Below are 18,375 nucleotides of genomic sequence, written 5' to 3'. Positions count from 1 at the left end.
CTCCGACCAAAGGCATCGACGCGTCCTCGCACGGCACCTTGTCGTGGTGTCCCTGCCGGGGCGGCGCCAAAGGACCCGGCGGGGTCTCGGCCGGGCGATGGGCGCCCGCCAAACCCTGCACGCACCCTTCCCGGTCACTTCAAGATCGATACATGGAATTTTCCCGTGCCCGGCGCCCGCGGGGAAATGCGACCCGATTCGGACATGCCGTACCAGAGAAAGTTACTCATTCACCTATCGGCGTTTCGGTGATGTGTGAGGGGAGTGAACGAGGCCCCACCATCAGGGAATTGCCCTGAATACCGGAACCTCCCCCGGCGTTCATGATTGACCGAATCAATGCGCCCGCGCACCGTCCCACTGGTTCAACATTGACCAGCCAGTAACAACAGGGCTACCTTTCAACGCGTTTCGAGCAGGCTTTATGAAACGGTCTTCCCCGGGTTGTCGCAGGTCCCGCCGGAATCCGACGCGCCGCCATCGTTGTCGTACCGCATCCCCCACCATGCAGTCTCAGCTTGATTCGGAGAATCATGACGTCTGCTGTGCGTTCCGAGGACATGATCATCGGCATCACCCCGTTCGGCGAACCCGACGTCCGGCTCGCCGCTGCCGTGTGCCGGGCCGGTGGGCTCGGCGTTCTCGACCTGGGCGACGGGGACCGAAGATCCCGTGACGCCCTGGAACGCCTGCTCCGCCTCGCACCGGGCCCGTTCGGGGTGCGGATCGGCGCCCGTTGCCGGCTGGACCCCTCCGACCTCGCGCCGGTGAGTGGTGACGCCGGTCGGCCGGACACGGTGGTCCTCGCGGTCGACGCGCCGTGGCAGGCCCGCGAACTGGCCGCCGACCACCGTGTACTGGTGGAGGTCACGGACCTCGACGAGGCGCGGGCCGCGGTGCTCGCCGGGGCGTACGGGCTGATCGCCCGCGGCAGCGAATGCGGTGGCCGCGTCGGGGAGTTGAGCACCTTCGTCCTGCTCCAGCGGCTGCTCGCCGCGCCCGACCTGCCCCTCCCGGTCTGGGCCTGCGGCGGAATCGGACCCCGGACGGCGGCGGCCGCGATCGCCGGCGGGGCGGCCGGGGTGGTGCTGGACACCCAGCTCGCGCTGCTGGCCGAATCCTCCCTGCCCGAGGCGGCCGCGGCCCAACTCCGTCCTCTGGACGGTTCGGAGACGACGGTGCTCGCCGGTCACCGCGTGCTGCTGCGGCGCGGCCCGGACGTACCGCGTGTCGCCGGGGACGACCCGGAGACCGTGGCGGCGGCACTGGGCGCGCAGGATCCTCGTACCCAGTTGCTGCCGGTGGGTCAGGACGGCTTTCTCGCCGCCCAGTTCGCCCGGCGATGGGGAGACCTCCGGCGGACCGTACACGCTCTGACGGACGCGGTGCGCGATGTCGTACGCGACGACACGGCCGCCCGCGCACTGGGCGCGGACTCCCCGATGAGCCTGGCGCTCGGCACCCGGCTGCCCGTCGCGCAGGGACCCATGACCCGGGTCAGCGACCGCGCCGCGTTCGCCGCGGCGGTCGCCGAGGACGGCGCGCTGCCCTTTCTGGCCCTGGCTCTGGCCGACGGGGAGCGCACCCGGGCGATGCTCACCGAGACCCGGGCCGCCATGGCCGGGCGGTCCTGGGGCGTGGGCGTGCTCGGCTTCGCGCCGGAGGAGGTGCGTGCCGCCCAGCTGGAGGCGGTACGGGAGCTGCGGCCCACGCACGCCGTCATCGCGGGCGGGCGGCCCTCCCAGGCGCGGGCGTTGGAGCGGGACGGGATCCGTACCTTCCTGCACGTGCCGTCGCCGGGGCTGCTGCGGCAGTTCCTGGAAGCCGGGGCCCGCCGGTTCGTGTTCGAGGGTTCGGAGTGCGGCGGCCACGTCGGTCCGCGCGGCAGCTTCCCGCTCTGGGAGGCTCAACTCGCTGTCTTGGAGGACTACTTACTCGAAGGCCGGGGCGCGGCGGAAGCCCTTGAGGTGTTCTTCGCCGGTGGTGTCCACGACGAGCGCTCCGCGGCGATGGTCGCCGCGCTCGCGGCCCCGCTGACCTCGCGCGGAGCCGCCGTCGGCGTCCTCATGGGCACCGCGTACCTGTTCACCGAGGAGGTCGTCGCGCGCGGCGCGATCCAGCCGCTCTTCCAGCGCCAGGTGCGCGCCGCCGAGCGGACCACGCTCCTGGAGACCGCCCCCGGCCACGCCACCCGCTGCGTTCCGAGCTCGTTCACCGAGGGGTACCGCGAGCACGAGGGCCGGCTGCGGTCCGAGGGAGTGGCCGACCGGCGGATCTGGGAGGAACTGGAGCGGCTCAACATCGGGCGGCTGCGCCTCGCGAGCAAGGGTGTCGAACGGGACGGCGGCGGGGCGCTCACGCCGGTCGACGAGAAACGCCAGCTCACCGACGGCATGTTCATGGCCGGGGAGGTGGCCGTGCTGCGCTCGGCCACCACCACCGTCGCGGCGCTGCACGAATCGGTGACCTCCGGGGCCGCCGACTTCCTCACGGGGCGGGCGGCGGAGCTGCGCGACCGTCTTGGCGAGCGGCCGGGCGCGTCCGGGACCCGGGAGCCGGTGGCGCCCCCTCCATTGGACATCGCGATCGTCGGGATGGCCTGCATGTTCCCGCAGGCGCCCGATCTGGCCTCCTTCTGGGCGAACGTCGTCGGCGGCCGGGACGCGGTCGGTGAGGTCCCGCCCGAGCGGTGGGACCCGGCCGTGCACTACGGGCGGGGCGATGATGGGGCCACCGCGCCCGCCAACGGCGCATCCCGCTCGGGCAGCACTTCCTCCTCCGGCGGGACCGCCCTTTCCGGAAGTGCCGTCCCCTCCAGCGGTGCCGTCCTCTCCAGCGGTACCGTCCCCTCCAAGTGGGGCGGCTTCCTGCCCCGTATCCCCTTCGACCCGCTGCGCTACGGCATCCCGCCGACGTCGCTCGGCAGCATCGAGCCGGTCCAGCTGCTGTCCCTGGAGGCCGCCCGACGCGCCTTGGACGACGCCGGATACGGCGACGGGGGAAGGGAGTTCGACCGTTCCCGTACGTCGGTGGTGTTCGGCGCGGAGGCGGGCAGCGACCTGTCCAACGCGGCCACGCTGCGCGCCGTGCTCCCGTCGTACCACGGGCGCGTTCCCGAGGGCCTGGACGGCCAGTTGCCCCGGCTGACCGAGGACTCCTTCCCCGGCATGCTCGCCAACGTGATCTCCGGCCGGATCGCCAACCGGCTGGACCTCGGCGGCGCCAACTTCACCGTCGACGCCGCCTGCGCCTCCTCGTTGGCCGCGGTGGACGTCGCGTGCAAGGAACTCACCGGCGGCACCAGCGATGTGGTGCTGTGCGGCGGCGCCGACCTGCACAACGGCATCAACGACTACGTCCTGTTCTCGTCGGTGCACGCGCTCTCCCCCACCGGGCGCTCCCGCTCCTTCGACGGCTCGGCGGACGGCATCGCGCTCGGCGAGGGCGTCGCCTGCGTCGTCCTGAAGCGGCTCGCGGACGCCGAACGGGACGGCGACCGGATCTACGGCGTGATCAAGGGCCTCGGCAGTTCCAGCGACGGCCGCTCCCTGGGCCTGACCGCGCCCCGCCCCGAGGGTCAGCGCTCGGCGCTGGAGCGGGCCTACCGCAACGCGGGTGTCTCACCGGCGGACGTCGGGCTCGTCGAGGCGCACGGAACCGGGACCGTGGTCGGCGACCGCACCGAACTGACCGTGCTGGGAGCGGTGTTCGACAAGGCCGGTGCTGAACCGGGGAGTTGCGTGCTCGGTTCGGTCAAGTCGCAGATAGGACACACCAAGTGTGCCGCCGGGCTGGCCGGGCTGATCAAGACGACCCTGGCGCTGTACACCGGCGTCCGGCCACCCACCCTGCATCTGGAGCACCCCAACGCCGCCTGGGACGAGGAGAGCAGCCCGTTCGTCTTCCACACCCGGGCCCGGCCCTGGGCGGCTCCTGCCTCGCAACGGCTGGCCGGTGTCAGCGCGTTCGGCTTCGGCGGCACCAATTTCCATGTGGTGCTCGGCGCGTACGCGGGCGGGGCGACACCGACGCAGGCGCTGGACGAATGGCCCGCCGAGCTGTTCGTGTTCCGGGGCCGTGACACGGCGGCGGCGCACCGGGCCGTCGAGGAACTGCTCGGGGCCGCCGAGGCCGACGGCCGTCCGTGGCGACTGCGCGACCTGGCGCTGAGCGCGGCCCGCCGGGCCGACGTCTGCCCGGATCCGGCGCGGGTGGCAATCGTGGCCGCGAGCGTGGAGGAACTGACCGGGCGGCTGCGGCGCGCGTTGGCCGGGGAGCACGATCCAGCGCACGGCGTCCATCTGGTGCCGCGAGGCGACGGGCGGACGTCAGCTGCCGCCGGACCCGACCATGGCCTGGCCGAGGGCGCCGGATCTGAACAGGGACCAGCCGAGGGCACCGGATCTGAACAGCGACCGGCCGAGGGCGCAGGATCCGACCAGGGGCCGCCTGCCAAGGGCACGGGCCCCCACCAGGCCCCGGCCGAGGGCAAGGTCGCCTTCCTCTTTCCCGGTCAGGGCAGCCAGCGCCCCGGAATGCTCGCCGACCTGTTCGTCGCCTTCCCCGAACTGCGCCACTACCTCGAACTCGGCGCCGATCACGCCGCCCGGTTGTACCCGCCCGCCGCCTTCGACGACGGCGCACGCGACCGGCAGCGGGCGGCACTCACCGACACCCGGGCCGCGCAGCCCGCGCTCGGCATCACCGGACTCGCCGCCCACGCCCTGCTCACCACCGCCGGGGTGCGGCCCGACATGGCCGCCGGGCACAGTTACGGCGAACTGGTCGCCCTGAGCGCGGCGGGCGCCCTGAGCCCCGAGACGCTGCTCGCGCTCAGCTCCGAACGGGCGGCGGCCATCCTCGCGGCCGCCGGGGCGGACCGCGGAGCGGACCCGGGGACCATGGCCGCGGTCTCGGCCGGCGCGACGGAGGTCGAAGAGGCCCTTCGGGCCGTGGAGGCCCCGGTCGCCGTGGTCGTCGCCAACCGCAACGCGCCCCGTCAGACGGTGATATCCGGCCCCGCCGACGACGTGACGGAGACCGTACGTCTGCTGCGCGAGGCCGGGCACGACGCCCGGCGTATCCCCGTGGCCTGCGCCTTCCACAGCCCGCTGGTCGCCGGTGCGGGCGCCCGGTTCGCCGAGGCGCTCGCGGCCCGTCCGGTGCGTGCGCCGGAGTTCCCGGTGTGGGCCAACCGCACCGCGACGCCGTACGCCGCCGACCCGGACGCGGTACGGGCCGAGCTCGCCGCGCAGATCGGTGCCCCGGTCGGGTTCGTCGAGCAGATCGAGGCGATGTACGAGGCGGGCGCGCGGATCTTCGTCGAGGCCGGGCCCGGATCCGTGCTGACCGGGCTGGTCGGACAGATCCTCGGCGACCGGCCGCACCGGACGGTCGCCTGTGAGCCACGCCCGGACAGCGGCCTGCGCGGCTGGCTCGACGCCCTGGCCCGACTGGCCGTCGCCGGGCTGCCGGTGCGCACCGGCTGGCTGCTACGGGGCCGCGACGCCGTCGACGCGGTGCGCACGCCGGTGCCGAAGCGGCCCGGCTGGACGGTCGACGGGCAGTTGGTGCGCACCGCCGCCGGAGACCTCCTTCCCGGTGCGCTCGCACCGCCACGACGAGTCCTGGAGACGACCGTGTCGACGAACTCCCCGTACGCGGTGCCGTCCGGCCGGGACGGCCACCAGGACCCGCGCGGCGCCAACGGCAGCGACGGCGTGCGCCACCAGGACCGCCAGGACGCCCAGGACGCGCTGATCTCCGAATTCCTGCGCACCAGCCGCGAGATGGTCGCGGCCCAGCGTGACGTGCTGATGACCTACCTGGGAGCGGTGGCCGGGGAACGGACGGCCGCGCCACCCGCGCCCATGGCCCTTCCGGCAGCGCGGGACACGACACCCGCCGTACCCCAGGCCGAGCCGCCGATGCCCCAACCTCCCCTGGCCACGGGGCCGTCGGCCGACCAGGCACCGTCCACCGAATCACCGTCGGTTCAGGACGTCGACGTCCAACAGGTGGTTCTGGAGATCATCAGCGAGCGGACCGGCTATCCCCTCGACATGATCGAGCCCGATCTCGACCTGGAGGCCGACCTCAGCATCGACTCCATCAAGCGGGCCGAGATAGCCGGCGAACTGGCCCGGCGCCTCGGCGCCGGGGACGGCGCGGACCTCACCGGTCTCGACGACGCCGAGTTGGAGGATCTGGCGAAGGCACGCACGGCCGCCGCGGTGACCGACTGGCTGACCGCGCGGCTCTCCGGCCCGGCCGGGCCGACCACGCTTCCCGCCGGGGAGGCCGAAACGGCCCCCGCTGCCACGGAGTCGACCGGGACGTCCAGGGCGGTCGAGGCCGTACACGCCGCGAACAGCGGGGCGGTGAACTACGACGCCGTGAACGACGAGGGGGCGAGCGACGACGGGGTGAGCGGCGAGGCGCCCAAGCGGTACCTTCTCCGGTCGGTGCCCCTCGGGCAGGAGACGGTCGCCGCGGATCCGGCGGCCGTACTGTCCGGGACACGGTGGGCCGTCCTCGGCGACGCCCCCGAGATCGGCGCCCGGCTCGCGTCGTACGGCGCCGACGTCGTCGTACGCGACCGGGAGCATCTGCTCACCCAGGACGACGGCCCGGTGGACGGGGTCCTGTACCTCGTCACGGGTGGCGCGCCGGTGCTGCCGGACGCGTTCCCCGTCCTGAAGGCCGCGCTCGCCCTGGAACCTCGCCGGCTGCTCGCCCTGCGGGCCGTGGGCGGGGACGCGCAGGACACGGCGGCCGCGGGGCTGGGCGGCTTCTTCCGGACCGTGGCGCGGGAGTACCCGTCGACGGTCGCGCGGACGGTGGAAGTGGTGACCCCGTCGGCCGTCGCGGACACGCTGTCCGTCGCCGACACGCTGACCGTCGCGGACGGACTGCTGCTCGCGGACGCGCTGGTCGACGAGCTGTGCGCGCCGGACCTCGCCCCGGTCGTCCTGCGCGGCCCGGAGGGCCGGTTCGGCCCCGAGCTCGTCGAGTCACCGCTGGGGATCCTCGGGGGCACCGGCGCCGGCCCGGCCGGTGTCGGTGCCCCCGAGGCGGCCGCGCTCGGTCTGGACCGGGACGCGGTGGTCCTGCTGGCCGGCGGGGCACGCGGCATCACCGCGCAGTGCGCCGCGGCCATCGCGGCCGCCGGCCGGTGCCGGCTCGAACTCCTGGGCAGGACACCCGTGCCGGACGGCCCGGAGGACCCGGACACGGCCGGCGCCCGTACCCCGGCCGCACTGCGCGCGGCGCTCGCGGCCCGGGGCGGGGCGGGACCGGCCGAGATCAACCAGGTCGCGGAACTCCTGCTCGCCCAGAGGGAGATCACCACGACGCTGGCGGAACTCAGGGCGCTCGGGAGCGAAGTCCGCTACCGCTGCGTCGACTTCAGGGAGCCGGAGGCGGTGCTCCAGGCGGTGAAGGCCATCCACGCCGAGTACGGCCGCCTCGACGGTGTCGTCTACGCGGCCGGGGTGATCGAGGACCGGATCATCGCCGAGAAGACTCCCGAGTCCTTCCAGCGGGTCTACGGCACGAAGGCGACCGGCGCCGGTGCGCTGCTCACCGCGCTGGAGGAACTGCCCGACGGACCGGCGTTCAGCGTGCTGTTCGGCAGCATCTCCGGTGTCCTCGGCAACCGGGGCCAGGCGGACTACGCGGCGGCCAACGACGCTCTCCAGACGCTCGGTTCGGCCTGGGCGGCCCGCACTGGACACCGGGCACTGACGGTGCACTGGGGACCCTGGGCGCCCGCCGCGCGACACGGCGGCATGGTCGGGCCGGAGCTGGCCCGCGCCTACGGCCGCCGGGGCATCGGCCTGATCGACCCCGAGGAAGGCACCGCGGCCCTGCTGCGTGAACTCGCCTGGGGCGACCCGTCGACCACCGCCGTCGTCTACACCGCCTCGGGCTGGTGAGGGGTTCGGTGACGGATCCCGCGGCGGGGGCGGCGTGGGCAGCGGCTGCGACGCGGGACCGGGCGGCGGTCGCGGCGGGAGAGCCGGTGCCGCGGCGCCAGGTTCCGGTCGCCATCGTCGGCATGGCGGTGCTGCTGCCGGGGGCCCGCGATCTGGAGGCGTACTGGCTGAACCTGCGGGACGGCGTGGACGCGATCGGCGAGGTGCCGCAGGGGCGTTGGGACGCCGGGTACTACCACCCCGGCACCGCGTCCGCGCCGGCCGTCGCGGACCAGGTGTACTGCCGCAGGGGCGGGTTCGTGGACGCACTGGCCGAGGTGGAGGTGACCCGGTTCGGGATCATGCCGAACTCGGTGGCCGGCACCGAGCCCGACCAGCTCATCGCGCTGCACGTGGCCGCCGCGGCCCTCGCGGACGCGGGCGGCCAGGACCGGCTTCCCGACCGGGGGCGCGTCGGGGTCGTCCTCGGCCGGGGCGGCTATCTCACCCCGGGTCTGGTCCGGCTCGACCAGCGGGTGCGGACGGCCGGGCAACTGGTGCGCACCCTGGGCGAGCTGTTACCGGAGTTGACGGACAGTCAACTCAACTGCGTCAGAACGGCGTTCACGGACCGGCTCGGCCCCGACAGTCCCGAGGCGGCGATCGGTCTGGTGCCCAACCTGGCCGCCTCCCGGGTGGCCAACCGGCTCGATCTGCGTGGCCCCGCCTACACCGTGGACGCCGCCTGCGCCTCGTCGCTCGTCGCGGTCGACCAGGCGGTCGGCGAACTCTCCTCGGAGCGCTGCGACCTGATGCTCGCCGGAGGCGTCCACCACTGCCACGACATCACCCTGTGGAGCGTCTTCTCGCAACTGCGGGCCCTCTCCCCCAGCGAGCGCATCCGGCCCTTCCACCGGGACGCCGACGGCCTCCTCGTCGGCGAGGGCACCGGGGTCGTCGTCCTGAAGCGACTGGCGGACGCCCGGCGCGACGGCGACCGGATCTACGCGGTGATCCGGGGCACCGGGGTGGCCAGCGACGGCCGGGCCGCCGGCCTGGTCAGCCCCGACCCGGGCGGTCAGGCGAGTGCCGTGCGACAGGCGTGGCTCGCCGCCGGACTCGATCCGGCCGCGCCCGGCTCGGTCGGCCTGCTGGAGGCGCACGGCACCGCGACCCCGGCCGGCGACGCCGCCGAACTGGCCACGCTCGGCTCGGTGTTCGGCCCGGCCGGACCATCCGGCGCCGAACGCGCGGTGATCGGCTCGGTGAAGTCGATGATCGGGCACACCATGCCCGCCGCCGGGGTGGCCGGACTGGTCAAGGCCGCACTCGCGGTGCACCACGCGACGCTGCTGCCCACCCTGCACTGCGACGACCCGCATCCGGCGCTGGCCGCGACCCGCTTCCGTACGCTGGAGAAGGCCGTCCCCTGGGAGATCTCGCCCGGTCAGCCGGTGCGCCGGGCCGCCGTGAACGCCTTCGGTTTCGGCGGGATCAACGCGCACGTGGTGCTGGAGGAGGCACCGGCGCCCGCCACGACGGCGCCCGCTCCGACGGCCGGGCGCGGCAGGGCGCCCGCTCCGACGGCCTGGCGCCCTGCCGCGCGGGTCTCCGAGCCCGAGCGGGTCCTGCTGCTCGCCGCGGACGGTCCGGAACCGCTCGCCGCCCTGCTGGACACGGACGACGCCGCGGTCCGCGCGGCCGGGCTCGACCCCGCGCTGCCCCATCCGGCGGCGGGCCGGGCCCGGCTCGGCATCGTCGACCCGACCGCGAAACGGCTGGCGCTGGCCCGCCGGGCGGTCGGCCGGGGCCGCCCCTGGCACGGCCGGGGCGACGTCTGGTTCCGGCCCGGCCCCCTGCTCGGTCCCGGGCACGGCAAGCTCGCCTTCGTCTTCCCCGGTCTGGAGAGCGAGTTCTCCGCGCGCGTCGACGACGTGGCCGCGCACTTCGGACTGCCCCGGACGGCGCACGAGGGCGGCCATGTCGGCGACGTGGGCCGGCACGGCCTCGGCGTGGTGGCCGTGGGACGCCTGCTCGACGCGGCGCTGCGCCGCCTGGGTGTCGTGCCGGACGCGGTCGCCGGGCACAGCGTCGGCGAGTGGACCGCGATGACGGTGGCCGGGCTGTACTCCGGGGACGAGGTCGACGCCTTCATGGCGGGCTTCGATCCGGACACGGTGACGGTGCCGGGTCTCGCGTTCGGCGCCGTCGGCGCGCCCGCGGAGCGCGTACTGGCCGCCTTGGAAGAGGAGTTCGCGGGCGCAGGGCTGGTGCTCTCCCACGACAACGCGCCGGGCCAGTCGATGGTGTGCGGGCCGGACGCCGCGGTCGCGGATTTCGTCCGGGCGTTCCGGGCCCGTGGTGTGCTCGGCCAGGTGCTGCCGTTCCGGTCCGGCTTCCACACGCCCATGCTGGCGCCCTATCTCGGGCCGATCAGACAGGCGGCCCAGCGGTTCCGGCTGCATCCGGCGACCGTTCCGGTGTGGTCGGGGACGACCGCGGCGCCGTTCCCCGAACGGGAGGCGGAGGTACGTGATCTGTTCGTCCGTCATCTGCTGGAACCCGTGCGCTTCCGTCAGTTGACCGAGGCCCTTTACGCGGCGGGGCACCGGACCTTCGTCCAGGTGGGCCCTGGACAGGTCGGGTCGCTCGTGGGCGACACCCTCGGCGACCGCGACCATCTGACCGTGGCCGCCAACTCCCCCCACCGGACCGGCCTCGCCCAGTTGCGCCGGGTGGCGGCCGCGCTGTGGACGGCGGGGGCGGCCGTCGCTCCCGCCCTGCCCACCGGACCCCGTACGGACACCACTTCAGGAGTCGGGTCCAGACCCGACGACGGCCGCGCCGGAGCCCGGGCCGGATCCGGCGAGGGTGGCACGCCGTCGGGGCGACCGCCCGTGCGTCTCGACCTGGACGGTGCGCTGATCTCGCTCGCCGGCCCTGAACTGGGCCCTCTGCGAGCAGAGTTGAGGACTGCTCTCCCCTCTCCCGACGCCGGCACCCGATACGCGCCGGGCCCGCTGAGTGGGCTCACCGACCGCTTCCCCGGCGCCGCCGAACTGGACGCGCTGCTGCGGGACACCGCGGACACGGCGGCGGCGCTCATCGCCGCGCGACCCGCCCGCCGGCCGGCCGCCACACCCACTCCGCCCGCCCCCGCCACGGCAACAGTCCACGCCCCCACCCCCGCCACCGAGACGCGAACGTCCGTCGGCGACGCGCCGACGGACGCCCCGCTAGGCACCTCGGTCGTCCGCGTCTCTCCGGAGACCATGCCGTACCTGCTCGACCACTGCTTCTTCCCCCAGCGGGCCGACTGGCCGGACGTGGCCGACCGCTGGCCGGTCGTCCCGGCGACCACGATCGTGCACCACCTGATGGAAGCGGCCCGGGACGCGGCGCCGGGCAAGGTGCCGGTCGCGGTGCACGGCGCCAGGTTCGAGGAGTGGCTGACGGCCACCCCCGCCGTCGACGTACGGGTCACGGCCGAGCCCGTGGCACCGGACCGTCTGGCCATGTCCTTCGGCCCCCGGGCCCGCGCCACCGTCGAACTCGCCACCGGCTACCCGGCCCCGCCGCCGGACCGCTGGCGAACCGACCCCGCGAGCGAACGCGCACCCCGCCACACCGCGGCGCAACTGTACGGCGAGCGCTGGATGTTCCACGGTCCGGCGTTCCAGGGAGTCACCGAGCTCACCGCGCTCGGCGAGCGGCACATCCGCGGGATCATCACGGCCCCGGCGGCGCCCGGCGCCCTGCTGGACAACGTCGGCCAGATCCTCGGCTACTGGATCATGGCGACCCGCTCCGAGCGGACGGTCGTGTTCCCGGTCGGGATGCGGGAGATGCGCTTCCACGGCCCGCACCCCGCCCCGGGGACGGAGGTGGCGTGTCTGGTGCGGATCACCTCGCTCACCGACACCGTGCTGGAGGCCGACGTACAGCTCTCGGTGGCGGGGGCGGTGTGGGCGGAGCTGCGCGGCTGGCAGGACCGCCGGTTCGACAACGATCCGCACACCCGGCCGGTGGAGCGCTTCCCCGAGCGCAACACCCTGTCCGAGGCTCGTCCGGGCGGCTGGTCACTGGTGCACGAACGGTGGCCGGACCTGGCGTCGCGCGACCTGATCATGCGCAACTCGCTGGGCGGTCAGGAGCGTTCGGAGTACGCCGGGCACGCGCCGCGCGGTCGGCGGCAGTGGTTGCTGGGCCGGATCGCGGTCAAGGACGCCGTACGGCAATGGCTGTGGGACCACGGCGAGGGCCCGGTGTTCCCCGCGGAGCTGCGGGTGCGCAACGACGGCATGGGCCGCCCGTACGTCACCGGTGCGCACGGTCGGGAACTGCCCCCGCTGGACGTCTCGCTCGCCCACCGCGCCGAGGCGGGCGTGGCGATCGTACGGCCGCACACGCCCGCTCCCGGGCCCGGCATCGACATCGAGGAGGTCACGGCCCGCGACCCGCAGGCGATGGCGACGGTGCTCGGCGCGGACGAACTGCGGCTGCTGCGCACGCTGTGCGCCACCGGCGGAGGCACCGACGACCGCACCGAGGCCCTGTGGTTCACCCGGTTCTGGGCCGCCAAGGAGGCGGTCGCGAAGGCGGAGGGCACCGGTTTCGGCGGCCGGCCACGGGACTTCGCCGTGCTGGAGGCGGCACCGGCCGGGGACGAGCTGATCGTCTCGGGGCGCCTGGAACGTGCCTACGCGGTGCGGTGCGCGCCCGCCGCGAACCCGCCGGGACTGACCGACCGGGCCTACGTCGTGGCCTGGACCACGGGACCGATCGGACCGACGGGACACCCCCACGAGGAGGAGTACGCCCCATGAGAGCCACCCCCCACCCCGCGGACGCCACCCCCCGCCCCGCCGACGCGGACCTGGTCCTCGCGGACGTCACCGGACTGCTCGCCCGGCTCCTGGAGGACGAATACGGCCTCGACGACGTCGAGATCGGCATGGCGACCACGTTCAACCGCGATCTGGAGCTGGAGAGCATCGACCTGGTGACGCTCTCGGGGCTGCTGGAGGAGCGGTACGGCGGGCGGGTCAACTTCGCCGAGTTCCTGGCCGGGATGGAGTTCGACGAGATCATCGGGCTCACCGTCGGGCAGCTCGTCGACCACGTCGTGACCAGCCTGAAGGCGGCGGAGGAGAGCTGACCCATGGCGATGGTCGACGCCGGTGGACTCCGGTTGCACGTACAGCGGATCGGCCCCCGGAACGGGCAGGAGGCCACCGCGACCGCCGTGCTGATCCACGGCCTGCTCACCGACAGCCTGGCCAGCTACTACTTCACCGTGGCACCGGCCTTCGCGGCGGCCGGCCTCGACGTCGTCATGTACGACCTGCGGGGCCACGGACGCAGTGAACGCCCGCCCGACGGCTACACCCTCGACCACAACATCGACGATCTCCGGGCGCTGCTCGACCGGCTGGCGGTGACCGGCCCCGTGCACCTGGTCGGCAACTCCTACGGCGGCACGATCGCCTTCGGCTTCGCGGCCCGCAGCCCGGAGCGCGTGGCCAGCGTGACCCTGATCGAGTCCGAACCGCCCACCGCCGCCTGGGCGTCGAAGCTCGGCGGCATCCTCGACCGGGTGATGGCCCAGCTGGCGCACAACGAACGCGACGCCCTCGCCTGGATCACGGCGAACCGTGGTCACAACACGGCCCGGCTGGCCCGGGGCGCGGCCCGGCTCGCCCGGGACACCACCCTCGGGCAGGACATCCCGGCCAGCGGTGTCCTGACGGACGATCAGATCGCGGCGATGCGCCGTCCCGTGCTCGGCGTGTACGGGGGTGACTCCGACCTCGCCGAACTCGCGCCCTGGTTGGGGTCGTTGCTGCCCGACTGCCGGACCGTGGTGATCCCGGGGCACGAGCACTCGGTCCTGGTCGAGGCGGCGGGGAGCGTGGGCGGTCACATCCTGGAGCTGATCCAGGGGACTTCGCGGGACCGAAGTGTGGGGGCCGAGGCGAGGTGAGCGGATTCCTGTTCGTGGTACCGCCGTTGGTCGGCCACATCAACCCGGCCGTCGGGGTCGCCGACCTGCTGCTCGCGCGCGGGCACCGGGTGGCGTGGGCCTGCGCCGACCCCGGTCTCGTGGGGCGTCTCGCGGGTGACCGGGCCCCGGTGTTCCCGTGCGCCGGACCGGTACCGGGCGCGGACGAGGCGCGACGGCCACCCGACCTGCGGGGTCCGGAGGCGCTGAAGTTCCTGTGGGAGTGGTACCTGTTGCCGCTGGCCGAGGCCATGGCGCCGGGGGTACGGGCGGCGGTCGAGGCGTTCCGTCCTGACGTGGTCGTCGCCGACCAGCAGGCGTTCGCGGGTGGGCTGGTCGCCGAGCGGGCGGGACTGCCGTGGGCCACCTCGGCGACCACCTCGGCCGAGTTCTCCGACCCGCTGGCCGGGCTGCCGAGGGTCACGGAGTGGCTGGCGGAGCGCCTGGCGGACCTGCGCCGGTCCGTCGGGGATCCGGCGGGCGACACCGATCCGCGGTTCTCGCCGCATCTAGTGCTGGCCTTCAGCACGGTGGAGCTGGCCGGCCGGCCGGCCGTCGCGCGGGGCGGCCCGATCCGCTGGGTCGGCCCCTCGATCACGGCCAGAGCCGCCGCGGCGGGCTTCCCCTGGGACTGGCTCGACCCCGGCCGGGCCACGGTGCTGGTGACGCTCGGCACCGCGAACGCGGACGTCGGCGGGCGCTTCCTCGACGTCTGCCGAGAGGCCCTGCGCGCACGCGCCGACCGGGTGCAGGGGGTCGTCCTCGACCCGGGGAACACGCTGGGCACGGATCCCTCCCGGTCAGGGGGCGACAACCTTTCGGCGGACGGCACCGGGGCTCCGTACGGCGGTCACCCCTCGCCCGGCCACGACAAGGATCTGCTGGTCCTGCCCTCCGTACCCCAACTCGCCCTGCTCGAAAGGGTCGACGCCGTGGTCTGCCACGCCGGTCACAACACCGTGTGCGAGGCGCTGTGGCACGGGATTCCGCTCGTGGTGGCGCCCATCCGCGACGACCAGCCGGTGGTGGCCGGTCAGGTGGTGGACGCGGGGGCGGGCGTCCGGGTCAGGTTCGGCCGGGTGACCGCGGCCCGGCTGGGCGGCGCGCTCGACGCCGTCCTGCACGAACCCGGTCACCGCGCGGCCGCCGAACGGATCGGTACGGCGTTCCGCGCCGCCGGCGGTGCACCCGCGGCGGCGGACAGCCTCGAACAACTCGCCTGGGAGCAGCGATGAGTGAGCAGACGGACCGACCGACCGGGCAGGCCGACGAGCGGCGGCCCGGGCGGGACGCCGGCGAACCGGCAGGACAGGATGCCGGGGAACTGGCCGGACAGGCCCCCGAGCAGCCGCCCGGGCCCGACCCCGAAAGGCCGGGCGGCGAGCCCAGCCGGGCCGAGCAGGTGGCCGCGCTGCGCCCCCGCTATCTGACCGATCTCGCCCAGGGCACGGACCGCTTCTTCGAACCGCCGCGGACCAACTGCCCTTGGTGCGGCTCCGATCGGCTGACGACACGCCTCCGCACGACCGACCTGCTCCAGCACAAGCCGGGCCGGTTCGTCCTCGACAGGTGCGACGCCTGCGGGCACGTCTTCCAGAACCCCCGGCTGAGCGAGGCCGGGCTGGAGTTCTACTACCGCGACTTCTACGACGGGCTCGGCGAGAAGAGACTCGGCGACACCTTCGGGGGCCGCACCGGGATGTACCGCGACCGCGCCGAGTCGATCCTGCCGTACGACTCCGCTCCGAAGACCTGGCTCGACGTCGGCACCGGGCACGGCCACTTCTGCGCGACCGCCCGCGAGGTGCTGCCCGGCACGACGTTCGACGGTCTCGACTTCACGGACGGCGTCGAACTCGCCGCCCGCGAGGGCCGGGTGGAGCACGGCTACCGCGGCGCCTTTCCCGACCTCGCACCGGAACTCGCCGCCCGCTACGACGTGGTGAGCATGTTCCACTACCTGGAACACAGCAGCGACCCCGACCGTGAACTGAGGGCCGCGTGGCAGGCGGTGCGGCCCGGCGGCCATCTGCTCATCGAGGTCCCCGACCCCGAGAGCCGCTACGCCCGGCTGCTGGGGCGCTGGTGGCTGCCCTGGCTCCAGCCCCAGCATCTGCACTTCGCACCGGTCGCCAATCTGCGGCACAGGCTAGGGGAGTTGGGGTTCACGGTGGTGGCGCGGCAGCATGCCGAGCCGCACGATCCGGTGGACCTGCTCGCCGCTGTCTGGCTGGCGCTGGACCACGCGGCTCCGCGCGAGGACGCGCCCTGGCTGCCGAGGCCTCCGGGCGCGCTGCGCCGGGCCGGGCGTACGGCCCTGCTCGTCGCGGGGATCCCGGCCCTGGTCCTGGGCACGCTGCTGGACCGGTTCGCGGTCCGTCCCCTCGCGCACCGGCTCGGCGTCTCCAACGCCTACCGCCTGGTGGCGCGCCGGGACTGAACCGCGTACCGCTCCGAAAGCGGGCGGACAGGCGGGGAGCCGGTCATCCCGCGCCCGGAACGCGGCGTGGCCCCTCTGGTCCGGCGGCTTCGAAGGAAGAACCGGGAACGGCGCTGGCCGAGTCTCGGTTGAGCGAGGCGGCCTGCCCCTGGCGCCGGACAGCGCCAGGGGCAGCGAGCGAGCTCCTTACGAGGCGGGGACGCAGGACGGGACGGCGTGTGCTTCCGCCGACCACTGCTGGTTGCGGACCAGGTCCTGGTACTGCGGGCAGCGGGCGAGCAGTTCCGGGTGCGTCCCGGCGTCCAGAGCGCGGCCCGAGTCCATGACGAGTACGTGGTCGGCGTGCTGGACGGTGGAGAGGCGGTGGGCGACGACCACCAGGGCTCGGTCCTCGGCGAGTCGGGTGACCAGGTCGCGCAGCCGCTGCTCGTTGATGCTGTCCAGTTGCGAGGTCGGTTCGTCCAGCAGGACCACGTCGGCGTCGGTGAGGAGGACGCGGGCCAGGGCGAGGCGCTGGCGCTGGCCGCCGGAGAAGTCGGTGGCGCGTCCGAGGACGGTGTCGAGGCCGTTCGGGAGCCGCAGGACCTCGTCGCGCAGGGCTACGGCATCGAGGGCGTCCAGCAGGGCGTCGTCGCCCAGGAGGGTGTCGCTGCCGAGCAGCAGGTTGTCGCGGACGGTGCCTTCGAGCAGGGTGAAGGTCTGGTCGACGTAGGCCACCCTGCGCCGCAGGTCGTCCAAGGGCCAGCCGTCCAGGTCGTGGCCCAGGACGCGGATCGTGCCCCGGTCGGGGTGCATGAAGCGCTCGACCAGGGTCAGGACGGTGGACTTGCCGGCGCCGGAGTGCCCGACGAGGGCAGTGAGACCGCGTCGAGGGGCGGAAAAGGTCAGGTCTTCGAGGACGGGTTCGCCGTCGTAGGCGAAGGTCACGTCGGAGAACTCGACGCCGGGGGCGCCCTGAACGGGGACCGGGCTGGTGGTGGCGGTGCCCGCGGCCTCCTGTGGCAGGGAGAGCAGGTCGTCGAAGCGCGAGCGTGCGGCGAGGCCGGCCTGGAGTTGGCCGATGCTGGAGGCGACGACGGCGACCGGGGCGACGAGCTGGAGCAGGAACAGGAGGAAGGCGATGAAGTCCGGCATGGTCAGGTCGCCGGAGGCCATGCGGGCACCGCCGCCGAGGATGATGCTGACCAGGGCGATCTGCTGCCCCAGACCCATCACCGGGCCGATCAGTGACTGTAGGCGGGCGCTGTGGAGTGTGGAGTCCGTCAGGTCGGCGGCGTCTTGGGCCAGGCCCTGGGCGGTGTGGGTCTCGGCGCGGTAGGCCTTGATCGTGGGCAGGGACGCGAGTGTGGCGGTGAATCGCTGGGCGAGTTCACCGAGTGCGGTCTGCTGGGCGTTGATGCTGCGGCGCACCCGGACGATGACCAGCCCGATGACGGCACCGGCCAGCACGAAGGATCCCACGGTGATCAGCACGAGGACCCAGTCCAGGACGCTCATGACGATCAGGGTGGCGATCACGGTGATGACGGACAGCGGCAGTTGGATCGCCCCGACGTCGATGACGGAACGGAGCATCGTGGCGTCGGAGGTGACGCGCGCGACGAGGTTGCCGGGGCCCTGCGTACGCACTACGCGCAGCGGAAGGCGCATGGTGTGCTCCATGACGCGGGAGCGCAGGCGCAGGATCATCTTCTCGCCGACCCGGGCGAGCAGATATCCCGAGACAGTGGCGGCGCCGGCGCCGGCGAGAGCGACGGCGGTCATCAGTGCGACCGGCCGGACGAGACCGCCTGTGTCGGAAAGGGCTTCGACGAGGTCTCTCACCATCAGGGGCACAGCCAGTGTCGCGGCAGCGGATATCAACGCCAGCAGCGCTGCGACGGCCAAGGGGAGGCGGGCGCCGCTGATGAGGTCGGCGCCCAGTCTCAGGCCGGGTGCGGTTTTGTCGCGGGCGACTGACATGCGCTTGCTCCACCTCGTGTCAAAGGAAATCGTGTTCAGCGGTTCGGTGTCCTGGG

7 protein-coding genes are annotated in these 18,375 nt (G+C 73.9%); 6 read left to right on the top strand and 1 reads right to left on the bottom strand.

All coding sequences use genetic code 11. The annotated features are described in order from the left end of the window. Nucleotides 1-533: 533 nt before the first annotated feature. The 6 genes from WJM95_RS28750 to WJM95_RS28725 all read left to right on the top strand — a co-directional run bounded on the left by WJM95_RS28750 (nt 534) and on the right by WJM95_RS28725 (nt 16,357). Nucleotides 534-7,937: an SDR family NAD(P)-dependent oxidoreductase gene (locus WJM95_RS28750; RefSeq protein ID WP_339132932.1), complete on the top strand. Its 7,404-nt coding sequence runs from the start codon at nt 534-536 to the stop codon at nt 7,935-7,937. Nucleotides 7,938-8,023: 86 nt separating this feature from the next. Next, complete coding sequence (locus tag WJM95_RS28745) at nt 8,024-12,742, top strand: beta-ketoacyl synthase N-terminal-like domain-containing protein (protein WP_339132930.1); 4,719 nt, start codon at nt 8,024-8,026, stop codon at nt 12,740-12,742. Further along, the gene (locus WJM95_RS28740) at nt 12,739-13,074 is read left to right on the top strand and encodes an acyl carrier protein (protein WP_339132928.1); all 336 of its coding nucleotides are present in this window, start codon (nt 12,739-12,741) and stop codon (nt 13,072-13,074) included. Before WJM95_RS28745 ends, WJM95_RS28740 begins: the two co-directional genes overlap by 4 nt. A gap of 3 nt (nt 13,075-13,077) precedes the next feature. Beyond that, nucleotides 13,078-13,899 (top strand): alpha/beta hydrolase, encoded by an 822-nt coding sequence (locus WJM95_RS28735; protein ID WP_339132926.1) that lies wholly within the window; start codon nt 13,078-13,080, stop codon nt 13,897-13,899. Next, on the top strand, nt 13,896-15,152 hold the full coding sequence (locus WJM95_RS28730) for a glycosyltransferase (RefSeq protein ID WP_339132924.1): 1,257 nt from the start codon (nt 13,896-13,898) through the stop codon (nt 15,150-15,152). The genes WJM95_RS28735 and WJM95_RS28730 overlap by 4 nt, the downstream gene beginning before the upstream one ends. After that, the gene (locus tag WJM95_RS28725; RefSeq protein ID WP_339132922.1) at nt 15,149-16,357 is read left to right on the top strand and encodes a class I SAM-dependent methyltransferase; all 1,209 of its coding nucleotides are present in this window, start codon (nt 15,149-15,151) and stop codon (nt 16,355-16,357) included. Before WJM95_RS28730 ends, WJM95_RS28725 begins: the two co-directional genes overlap by 4 nt. Before the next feature lie 186 nt (nt 16,358-16,543). Here WJM95_RS28725 and WJM95_RS28720 read toward each other — a convergent pair whose 3' ends face one another. Continuing rightward, complete coding sequence (locus WJM95_RS28720; RefSeq protein ID WP_339132921.1) at nt 16,544-18,319, bottom strand: ABC transporter ATP-binding protein; 1,776 nt, start codon at nt 18,317-18,319, stop codon at nt 16,544-16,546. Nucleotides 18,320-18,375: the final 56 nt, after the last annotated feature.

Source organism: Streptomyces sp. f51, assembly GCF_037940415.1.
Lineage (GTDB): Bacteria > Actinomycetota > Actinomycetes > Streptomycetales > Streptomycetaceae > Streptomyces.
Note: the sequence above shows the minus strand (reverse complement) of the source record. Positions and strands in the feature narration are given on the sequence as shown.

Bases quoted from the DNA above. Each gene is read 5' to 3' on its own strand.
- WJM95_RS28750 (WP_339132932.1), top strand. From the start codon at position 534: ATGACGTCTGCTGTGCGTTCCGAGGACATGATCATCGGCATCACCCCG.
- WJM95_RS28740 (WP_339132928.1), top strand. From the start codon at position 12,739: ATGAGAGCCACCCCCCACCCCGCGGACGCCACCCCCCGCCCCGCCGAC.
- WJM95_RS28735 (WP_339132926.1), top strand. From the start codon at position 13,078: ATGGCGATGGTCGACGCCGGTGGACTCCGGTTGCACGTACAGCGGATC.
- WJM95_RS28725 (WP_339132922.1), top strand. From the start codon at position 15,149: ATGAGTGAGCAGACGGACCGACCGACCGGGCAGGCCGACGAGCGGCGG.
- WJM95_RS28720 (WP_339132921.1), bottom strand. From the start codon at position 18,319: ATGTCAGTCGCCCGCGACAAAACCGCACCCGGCCTGAGACTGGGCGCC.